General features: G+C 46.8%; 10 protein-coding genes. 4 read left to right on the top strand and 6 right to left on the bottom strand.

The annotated features are described in order from the left end of the window. Together VM802_RS15540 and VM802_RS15535 are read right to left on the bottom strand one after the other, a co-directional pair. The coding region (locus VM802_RS15540; RefSeq protein ID WP_325532062.1) for a hypothetical protein at nt 1–831 on the bottom strand (831 nt) is incomplete at its 3' end. Between the two features lie 36 nt (nt 832–867). Next, on the bottom strand, nt 868–1,365 hold the full coding sequence (locus tag VM802_RS15535) for a biotin/lipoyl-containing protein (RefSeq protein WP_325532060.1): 498 nt from the start codon (nt 1,363–1,365) through the stop codon (nt 868–870). 134 nt (nt 1,366–1,499) lie between these two features. On the opposite strand from VM802_RS15535, the gene VM802_RS15530 reads away from it, so the two are divergent. Further along, a complete protein-coding gene (locus VM802_RS15530; protein WP_325532058.1) occupies nt 1,500–4,040 on the top strand; it encodes a M1 family aminopeptidase in 2,541 nt (846 codons plus the stop codon). A gap of 84 nt (nt 4,041–4,124) precedes the next feature. Here the strand turns inward: VM802_RS15530 and VM802_RS15525 are convergent, their stop codons facing one another. The 4 genes from VM802_RS15525 to VM802_RS15510 form a co-directional block, all read right to left on the bottom strand. Beyond that, the gene (locus VM802_RS15525; RefSeq protein WP_325532056.1) at nt 4,125–5,036 is read right to left on the bottom strand and encodes a DUF1835 domain-containing protein; all 912 of its coding nucleotides are present in this window, start codon (nt 5,034–5,036) and stop codon (nt 4,125–4,127) included. A gap of 16 nt (nt 5,037–5,052) precedes the next feature. Next, nucleotides 5,053–5,814: a TPM domain-containing protein gene (locus VM802_RS15520; protein ID WP_325532054.1), complete on the bottom strand. Its 762-nt coding sequence runs from the start codon at nt 5,812–5,814 to the stop codon at nt 5,053–5,055. Nucleotides 5,815–5,871: 57 nt separating this feature from the next. After that, nucleotides 5,872–6,330: a TPM domain-containing protein gene (locus VM802_RS15515; protein ID WP_325532052.1), complete on the bottom strand. Its 459-nt coding sequence runs from the start codon at nt 6,328–6,330 to the stop codon at nt 5,872–5,874. A 141-nt stretch (nt 6,331–6,471) separates the two neighbouring features. Next, entirely contained in the window at nt 6,472–7,050 is a 579-nt protein-coding gene (locus VM802_RS15510; protein WP_325532050.1) for a LemA family protein, read from the bottom strand. 416 nt (nt 7,051–7,466) lie between these two features. On the opposite strand from VM802_RS15510, the gene VM802_RS15505 reads away from it, so the two are divergent. From VM802_RS15505 to VM802_RS15495, 3 genes are all read left to right on the top strand, one after another. Then, nucleotides 7,467–7,931 carry a response regulator gene (locus VM802_RS15505; RefSeq protein WP_325532048.1) on the top strand — a complete coding sequence of 155 codons (465 nt, stop codon included), beginning with the start codon at nt 7,467–7,469 and terminating at the stop codon, nt 7,929–7,931. Between the two features lie 146 nt (nt 7,932–8,077). After that, complete coding sequence (locus VM802_RS15500) at nt 8,078–9,448, top strand: dipeptidase (RefSeq protein ID WP_325532046.1); 1,371 nt, start codon at nt 8,078–8,080, stop codon at nt 9,446–9,448. Nucleotides 9,449–9,508: 60 nt separating this feature from the next. Next, nucleotides 9,509–9,806 (top strand): RNA-binding S4 domain-containing protein (locus tag VM802_RS15495; protein ID WP_325532044.1); only part of this gene is annotated, 298 nt, incomplete at its 3' end.

Genomic DNA, 9,806 nt, shown 5'->3' with positions numbered 1-9,806 from the left:
AGCTTCTTCCTTCGGGGCTCCCTCTGAAGGTTGTACTTCCGGAGTAGCACTGGCCTTTGCTACTTCACTGGCAGCTGTTTTATCTTCTTCAGCCAGCACATCTTTAAGGATGGCCTGTTCTTCTTCTGTCAGCGGCGCTTTTTCTTCTTTGCGCTTTTTCCCACGGGGCTTTTTCACTTCCGGTGCCACCGTAGCTACCTGTTCCTGTGCAGGAGCGGGTTTCACAGCTTCTTCAGCCGGCGTATCCCTGTCGTCGCCTGTTACTACTACTTTATCAAGAGCTGAAGAGAAAGCGTTGGCGGGTTTGGCAGCAGGCTGGCCAGGACCAGTCACGGTAGCCTTATTGGCAAAAGTCTGTTCCAGATCTTTTTGCATATTGCCCATCATCTCTTTGCGGGAAGTATCTTCTGAAGCAGGGGCAGGGACTGCGTTTGCATCCTGCTCAGGAGCTACATCAGCAACTGCAACTGCATCGCCACCGTCAGCTTTTGTTTCCCGGAAGGTCTGAAGATTATATAAGGTACTGGAAGCTCCTGCTCTCTTCAGCAGAAAACCCTGATCTGATTTTGATACTCTCAGCGAGAATTTCTGTTCCGGGCCTGCATCTTTTGCAAAGCCGATGGTGATGGGTGTCGTACCACTTTCGATCTGCGGCAGGATGATGTACCCGCGCTCGGTGGAACTCAACACCTTGCCATTCAGCTTCACATAAAACGGTTGTCCTTTTTCACTCTGGATATATACGAAATGCTGGTCGTTCTGTGCCCACACGCGGCCGCACAAGAGCAGGAATGCCCATACGTATAATACTGTCCTGTATTTAAGATGCATAGTTAAAATTGGTATAAAGTGCTCCTAGAGCAAATATTATTCCAGCACGATCAAGACCTCGCCTTTTTCCACAGCTGTACGCTCCGTAACCTTGATTTCCCTGACCACGGCATCTACAGTGGCTTTAAAAACATTCTCCATTTTCATGGCCTCCAGTATCAGCACCGGATCGCCTTTACGGATAGCTTGTCCGGGAGTTACCAGTACTTTGAGTACCAATCCCGGCATCGGGGCTTTGATATCGTTCACCTTTTTGGCCATGGCATCTTTGATGCCCATAGAGGCCAGCAGCTGATCGATCGGTTCTTCTATGGCCACTTCGTATTGCTGATGATTCACCTGCAACACTACTGTCTTGGTTTCTTTATCTATTTTCAGCACCTGTGCCTGGTAACTGCGTCCATCCAGGATAATGCTGTAATCGCCCGTGGGCAACTGCACTGCAGACCAGTCTACCTCCTGATCATTAACAGTAACGGCCGGAGTTTGTTCTATATTGAAGGCTGACTTTCCATTCACCAGAGCTTTGATCATATATGATGTATTTTGTGCCTACAGGCATAACAAAAATAGCATTTTTAACCACTTGGCTCGTTTTTAACCCATTTGTTTAAATTTGGCCCTTTATCCACGCGCAAGCGGATACATTTGTTTTAAAACTTTTTTACATGAATCAATACCTGAAGCAGTCTATCTTTGGTATACTGATAGGGGGAATGGCCGGACTGGCTGCAACAGCCCCCCTGATGGCCCAGACAGACAAGAACGTTACGGATGACCCGTTGCTGAAAATCTACCGCGCTTCCGCCACCAAAGTGAACGATCTGGTGCATACCAAACTGGACGTGCGTTTCGACTATGCGAAAAGATACCTCTATGGTAAAGCATGGATAACCCTGAAGCCTCACTTCTACAGCACAGATTCCCTCACGCTCGACGCCAAAGGCATGGACATTAAGGAAGTGGCATTGGTAAAAGGTTCCAGGCAGGTACCAGTAAAATACCACTACGATGGCATGCAGCTTCATATCGGCCTGGATAAAAGTTATCAGCCTTCAGAATCTTATATCGTCTACATAAATTATACCTCCAAACCCGATGAGCTGAAGTTAAAAGGCAGCAAAGCCATCAAAGACGCCAAAGGGCTTTACTTCATCAACCCGGACGGCACGGAGCCCAATAAGCCTACACAAATCTGGACCCAGGGTGAAACAGAAGGTTCTTCCGTATGGTTTCCCACCATCGATAAAACCAACCAGAAGTGTACCGAGGAGATCAGCATGACGGTTGATAAAAAGTATGTTACCCTTTCCAATGGTAAACTGGTAAGCCAGAAAAATAACGCTGATGGTACCCGTACCGATACCTGGAAAATGGATCTCCCCCACTCTCCCTACCTGTTTATGATGGCTGTGGGCGATTATGCGGTGGTGAAAGACAACTGGCGTGGAAAGGAAGTAAGCTATTATCTCGAGAAACCATATGAGAAATATGCGAAGAACATTTTTGGTAATACACCAGAGATGCTCACCTTTTATTCCAAAATACTGGGATATGATTACCCCTGGGTGAAATATTCCCAGATCACCGGCAGAGACTACGTTTCAGGCGCGATGGAAAATACAACCGCCACGCTCCACGGCGAATTCCTTCAGAAAACAGACCGCGAACTGCTGGACAACAACAACTACAATGAAATAGTAATCGCCCATGAGTTGTTCCATCACTGGTTCGGGGACCTCGTTACCGCGGAATCCTGGAGTAACCTCACTGTCAATGAATCATTTGCAGACTACAGTGAATACCTGTGGCTGGAACATAAATACGGCAAGGATGCTGCAGATGAACACAACTACGAAGCCATGATGTCTTATCTCTCTATGGTGCGTTACTCAGGTGATAAAGACCTGGTGCGTTTTCATTATCGCGACCGGGAAGATATGTTTGATCAGGTTACTTACCAGAAAGGCGGACGCATTCTGAACATGTTGCGCAATGTCGTAGGCGATTCCGCTTTCTTCAAATCGTTGAACCTCTATCTTAAAACAAACGCCTTCAAACCTGCGGAAGCACACCAGCTGCGACTGGCATTTGAAGAAGTTACCGGCAGGGATATGAACTGGTTCTTCAACCAATGGTATTTCGGACAGAGCTACCCCGAGCTGGACATCAGCTACAAGTATAACGATGCAGCCCAAAAGGTAACGGTGATATTGCAACAGATCCAGAAAGACAGCAAAGTATGGGAATTGCCGATGGCGATTGACATATACGCTGGTGGTAAGAAAGAAAGACACAATATCACCATGGCTAATCGGGTGGATTCGTTTACATTCTCCTACACTACCAGACCGGATCTGGTGAATGTCGATGCAGACAAAATACTGTTGGCGAAGAAAGACGATCATCGCGATTTCTCTACCTATGTATACCAGTATGCTCACGCAGCCAACTATATGGACCGTCGCAGCGCTATAGAAGTTGCCGTTGAAGAACAAGGCCGCAACCAGGCAGCCGTGAAACTGCTGCTGGACGCACTGAAAGATAAATACCATGGTCTGCGTACACTGGCTGTCAACTCCCTGGAGTTTAAGAACGATGCCGTGAAATCAGCTACCATAGCGACCCTCGAAATCATGGCAAAGAACGACCCCAGCTCACTCACCAAAGCAGCTGCCATCAAACAACTGAGCGAACTGAAAGACCCGAAGTACGCTTCCCTGTTTGAAGCTGCCATCAAGGATCCTTCTTATGGCGTTGAAGCCGCTGGCCTTAACGGACTCGCGGACCTGGATATTGACAAAGCATATACACTCAGCAAACAACTGGAAAAAGATGCCAAAGGCAATATGATTAATGCTATTTCCAGCGTGTATGCAAGAAAAGGCAACCCGGAAGACATTAAGTTTGTTGCCGCCAAGTTTGATGAAACCAGCGGCCAGGACAAACTCAATGCGGCTTTCGAATATCTCGGTTTCCTCGCAAGGCTCAACAACACAGATGCTGTAATGCATGGCGTTGATCAGATCAAGAGCATGGCCGCACATTTCAACAACAACCAGGTAAGTACCTATATCAGCAACTGGCTACAGGAAATTTCGCAGAAAAAAGCCAAAGACGCTATTGGCCTCAGCGGGGCTGATCGCGATGGTTTGTTCAAACAGGCTGAATATATGCGCAAGGCCGCTACTGAAATAAAAGGATTGTGATCGGCTGAGAGATGAAGATATCAAACAGCATAAAAGCGAAAGCCCCGTTCAACTTGAACGGGGCTTTCGCTTTTATAAATATGTTTACAATTGTACTATACTATTTGTCCCCGGGTCCCAACGCCAGGGGCTATTCTCCAGCCTTACCCCTCCCATCCAGCGGTGTTGTAATACCGTATAATCGAGATAGTTCTCTTCATTTCTCAGTATCTCCCGGCCGAGGCTTGTGATCTTCAACAGCTGGTTTTCATCCTCTACTACACCGGCAGCTTCCATACGGTGCACCAGTATATCAAGCTGAAAATCGCCAAAGCCATATATTTTCTGTTCATTCCAAAATAAGCTGTAGAGGTCCTGCCAGCGGTATTTGCCCACATCGAGCTTGCGGAGGAAGTAGCTTTCAATAAAACTCAGTCCGTTATGCACATCAGGAAAACGCTGTAAGTGGGCATGTATAGCTTGGGGCAGATGTACCAAGTTACCTGGATTCAGCTTGCTGATAGTTTCCAGCGCCTGTGGCGTATCCATACAATAAGCATCCCAGGCATCATCTGCGAATTGAAGATCTTGGGGCATAAGCCGCACACGTTTTTCCATCAATAGGTTGAAAGCGCTGGCCTCAACATGATGCGGGAGGTCTACAATACTAATGAGAGGTAATTTATCCGCTTTACTGCGGATGTAGTAGAGAATGAATAATAAGTTAATCTGGCAGAAGAGATCGTATTCAAACCAGAGTATTACTTCTTCAAAGGAGCTGGAGTCTTTTAGTTTCTCCAGCTCCTCCACAACATTGTTCTGATAGGTTTGTTTGTCGATACCATAATGAAACTCAAGGTGCTTGGCTCTGCTTTCCAGTAACCGTTCAGGATCTTTGGTGTGCTTTATTTTCCCTTCACACATCATTTCGCGGCATACTACCATTTCTCCGGGCACCTTACTTTGCCGGAACAAGGTAAGGGTAACATCACCATTCAATACATGCAGGTATGACATAACATAATTTTCAAAGTTACCAGCTGCCACTGGCCCCGCCGCCACCTCCGGAACCACCGCCGAAACCGCCAAAACCGCCTCCGCCGCCACCTCCGGACCAGCCACCACCACCACTGCCGCCGCCGGAGCCCCAGCCGCCGCTCATGATTACTGGCCATAACCAGCCACCACGTCTGTTGTAAGTGGTGCCGCCACCGCGACCACCGCCGCCACCACGACTGATCAGGGAAATGATGATCACCATAATCAGCACGATCAGGAAAATAGCGCCAGGGCTGATGCCCGGTTCACTCTTTCTCGGATCTGCCCTGTATTCACCAGCTGCAGCTTTCTGTATAGCGTCTACAGCCCCGTCAAGCCCCTGGTAATATTGTTTCTCTCGAAATGCCGGCGCAAGAATCTCTGTAATGATCCTGTTAGCGATAGCATCCGGAACCACACCCTCCATTCCAGAGCCTGTCTCGATCCTTATCTTCCTGTCTTCTACAGAAACAAGAATCAATATTCCATTGTTCTTGTTTTTTGAACCAATTCCCCAATCACGCAAAATTTTTAAAGCGACCTGACTCGGATCATAGTCGCCTACAGATTTCAAAATTACAATGGCGATCTGGGTGGAAGTAGAATCGTTATAGGCCACCAGCTTCTGTTCCAACGCCTCATCTTCATTTCTCAGCAATATGCCGGCGTAATCATTCACTAAAGTCGGAGGATTAGGCCTCGGAGGGATCTGCTGTGCCCTAGCCAGCAAACCCGCCATCAGCAATAATCCAGGCAAAAACCAGCGTAATATCCTCATTTTATCCAAACTAAAATCGTTTTAAAAAGAGTGTCTTTAATGACCAAAGACAATGTCATCCGGTAATTCATTTTCATCACTTCCGGCTTCATGCGGAAAATGTGTGCGAAGCGACTCTCCTATTTCACGGATGCATTCTTCCATACCTTCAATAATACGGCCATCCTGGAAATGATCTGTCAGTAAGGTAGCTTCCTTCACCCAGAAATCGTCACCCACTTTTTCATGGATGCCCTGATCTCCCAGGATGGCAAACTGTTGGTCTTTCAGCGCGATGTATAACAGTACACCATTGCGTTGTTTTGTTTTTTCCATGCCGAGGGATTTAAATACATCCCTGGCCCTGTCCATCGGATTTACATAACTGCAATGGTTTTCCACAAACAGCCTGATCTCGCCGGAAGTAAGCCTTTCTGCTACCCGGATAGCCTGCACCAGCCTGTTTTTTTCCGATTCGGAAAAGATCTCTTTTCGTTTAAAGGGAAAGATGCGCATAAGACTTATTAGTTTAACAGACTATGATCATTTTGCATTAAGCGATTGTCCTGACCGATGAACAGTGAGCCTGATATTTTTTCATCAACCCCACCTGCTTTTCATCTGTCAGGACAATCATCTTCATCAAAAAGATCAAGGTCAGAATTTCACCTCCGGAGCTTTCTCAGAGCCAGCCTGAGCTTCGAAATAACCTTTCTGTTTGAAACCGGTGATACCGGCAATGATGTTAGTAGGGAAAGTGCGCATACGGCTGTTGTAGCCATTTACAGCCTCGTTGAAATCGTTGCGGGCAACGTTAATCCTGTTCTCTGTGCCTTCCAGCTGGGCCTGCAGATCGCGGAAGTTCTGGTTAGCCTTGAGATCAGGATAGCTCTCAGAAACAGCCAGCAGACGTCCTAAAGCCTGGCTCAACTGACCCTGGGCAGCCTGATATTGCTGGATCTTTTCAGGGCTGAGATCATCAACGTTCACTTTAATCTGAGTAGCGCTTGCGCGGGCTTCAATGACTTTGGTCAGTGTCTCCGTCTCGAAGTTGGCAGCTCCTTTCACCGTGCTTACCAGGTTAGGGATCAGATCGGCCCTGCGCTGGTAGCTGCTCTGAACAGCTCCCCATTTATTTTTCACATTTTCATCCTGTTGAACCAATCCGTTGTATTTACTGCAACCAAACAAGCCCAATAAAACGAGAACAATAATGACAATAATTCCTTTTTTCATTGAATATAGATTTAAGTTTTAGGTACCAGCGTGTGTGCAAAACTTATTCCCGTTTTAACGCCCACCGGTACAATGTAGTTGTTTTGACGGTGAAAGCTATAAAAAAGCCGGTAAACGCGCCTTTTTTATACCTGTACGAAAATATGTAAAGTAATGATGCAAATCATTATTGATTATGGAAACGGCTAATTTAAAAAAAAGTTCGGCCCTCCTTGAAATATTCATGCTAAAACAGTATGTTTATATGTACCTTTACATTATCATTTTGCTGTTAATACTTTTCAGCAAGTGAGACTGATAGTCTGAAATTGTAATCGCCAAAAAAGTGAATGGGGCAGTCAGATACTAAATCGATACTCTTGTTTCATTGTTTCTAACTCATTTATTATTACTAATTTGGAATTAAGTCTGCTTAAATGAGTGCTCAACACATCCATATACTCTATATTGATGATGAAATACACAACCTGAATGCTTTTAAAGCTTCGTTCAGAAGGCAGTATACCGTGTTTACCGCTACTTCAGCAGAAGAAGCAGAAAAGCTGCTGGCACAACACGAATTCCACATCATCATTTCCGATCAGCGTATGCCCAAAATGACCGGAATAGAGTTTTTCGAATCCATCCTGGAAAGGTACCCCGAACCAATCCGTATGCTGCTTACCGGTTATGCCGACATCAACGCTGTAGTTGATGCCATCAACAAAGGGCAGGTATACAAGTATTTCTCCAAACCCTGGAACGATGAGGAATTAAAACACAACATCGAGAAAGCCTATGAAGTGTATTCCCTCCGTAAAGAAAACAAGGAACTTACCGCCAAACTCCTGGATGTAAACGAGAAACTGGAATTCCTGGTACGCCAGAAACTGATCTCCTGATTATTTTCATCTGTCATCATCTTGCTGCCTGATACCCCTATACATTAGGCCCACGGCTATTATGCCCGGAAATTAAGCCGCGTGCGGTTTCTGAATGTCGATTTTCCTTTAAATTGCACCCCATTGTGAACTTAATTTCCTGAATCATGCAAGTTTGGAAAGATTACCAGGCACAACACAAAGATCGTTTCCTGGAAGAGTTACTGGAGCTGTTACGCATTCCCTCTGTGAGTGCAGACTCCCGTTTTAATGGCGATACACAGAAGTGTGCGGAAGCTGTAAAGCAACGCCTGCAACAAGCCGGCGCGGATAATGTAGAAGTATGCCCCACTGCAGGACATCCTATCGTTTACGGAGAAAAGATCATAGATCCTTCTTTACCTACTGTACTCGTGTACGGCCACTACGACGTACAGCCCCCTGATCCCCTGGATCTGTGGCACAGCGGTCCTTTTGAGCCGGTGATCAAAGACGGTAACATATATGCCCGCGGCAGCGCTGACGATAAAGGCCAGTTCTATATGCACGTGAAGGCATTTGAAACCATGCATAAAACCAACTCTATCCCCTGCAATATCAAATTCATGATTGAGGGTGAAGAAGAAGTTGGTTCCGCCAACCTGGGCATCTTCCTGAAAGAAAACAAAGAACGCCTGAAAGCAGACGTAGTACTGATTTCAGACACTTCCATGATCAGCCTGGAAACGCCTTCCATCGATACCGGCCTGCGTGGTCTGTCCTACATGGAAGTCGAAGTGACCGGTCCTAACCGCGACCTGCACAGTGGTGTTTACGGTGGCGCTGTTGCCAACCCCGCTACTATCCTCGCCAAGATGATCGCTTCTCTCCACGATGAAAACAACCATGTGACCATCCCCGGCTTCTACGACAAAGTACAGGAGCTGAGCGCAGAAGAAAGGAAAGCCCTGAACGAAGCACCTTTTGATGAGGAAGAATATAAGAAAGACCTGGGCGTAGCCGACGTGTGGGGTGAAAAAGGTTACACTACCATCGAAAGAACCGGTATCCGTCCTACACTGGAGGTAAACGGTATCTGGGGTGGTTACACCGGCGAAGGCGCGAAGACCGTACTGCCTTCAAAGGCTTACGCCAAAATCTCCATGCGCCTCGTTCCCAACCAGGACTGGCACGAAATCTCCGACCTGTTTGCCAAACACTTTGAAGCAATTGCTCCTAAAAGCGTAAAAGTGAAAGTAAGTAAGCACCACGGCGGAAGCGCCTATGTAACGCCAACAGAGGCTGTTGCGTTCAAAGCCGCTCAGAAAGCCATCGGCGCCACCTTCGGCAAAGAACCGATCCCTGTTCGCGGCGGCGGCAGCATTCCTATTGTTGCACTCTTCGAAAAAGAACTGGGCCTGAAAACAGTGCTGATGGGCTTTGGTCTGGACAGCGACAACCTGCACTCGCCAAACGAAAAATACGGCCTGGAAAACTATTACAAAGGCATTGAAACCATCCCTTATTTCCACAAATTCTTCGCGGAAATGAGCAAATAAAACAGAAATCAGCTATCAGCTGCTAGTTACTGGTAGCTGATAGCTAACCGCTATTTAACTATGAGTACCGAGAAAATACGTGTAGACAAATACCTCTGGTCCATCCGGGTTTTCAAAACCCGCAGCCAGGCCTCAGACGCCTGCGACAGTGGTAAAGTGAAACTGAACGGCGCTTCTGTGAAAGCAGCTAAGCCGGTATCAATCGGCGACAAGTTTGAAATAAGAACAGAAGCCCGTAAATGGGTAATAGAGGTAGTCGGCCTCCTGGCCAACCGCGTAGCCTATAGCGAGGCCATCAAATACTATACAGACAATACCCCCGAAGAAGATAAACTGGCCCAGGGTGCCTATGTTCCAT

The sequence above is a fragment of the Chitinophaga sp. genome, assembly GCF_035538455.1.
GTDB lineage: Bacteria > Bacteroidota > Bacteroidia > Chitinophagales > Chitinophagaceae > Chitinophaga.
The sequence above is the reverse complement of the archived record's forward strand: the minus strand, read 5'-3'. Positions and strand labels throughout refer to the sequence as shown.

Bases quoted from the DNA above. Each gene is read 5' to 3' on its own strand.
- VM802_RS15515 (WP_325532052.1), bottom strand. From the start codon at position 6,330: ATGCGCATCTTTCCCTTTAAACGAAAAGAGATCTTTTCCGAATCGGAA.
- VM802_RS15530 (WP_325532058.1), top strand. From the start codon at position 1,500: ATGAATCAATACCTGAAGCAGTCTATCTTTGGTATACTGATAGGGGGA.
- VM802_RS15500 (WP_325532046.1), top strand. From the start codon at position 8,078: ATGCAAGTTTGGAAAGATTACCAGGCACAACACAAAGATCGTTTCCTG.
- VM802_RS15505 (WP_325532048.1), top strand. From the start codon at position 7,467: ATGAGTGCTCAACACATCCATATACTCTATATTGATGATGAAATACAC.
- VM802_RS15535 (WP_325532060.1), bottom strand. From the start codon at position 1,365: ATGATCAAAGCTCTGGTGAATGGAAAGTCAGCCTTCAATATAGAACAA.
- VM802_RS15525 (WP_325532056.1), bottom strand. From the start codon at position 5,036: ATGTCATACCTGCATGTATTGAATGGTGATGTTACCCTTACCTTGTTC.
- VM802_RS15510 (WP_325532050.1), bottom strand. From the start codon at position 7,050: ATGAAAAAAGGAATTATTGTCATTATTGTTCTCGTTTTATTGGGCTTG.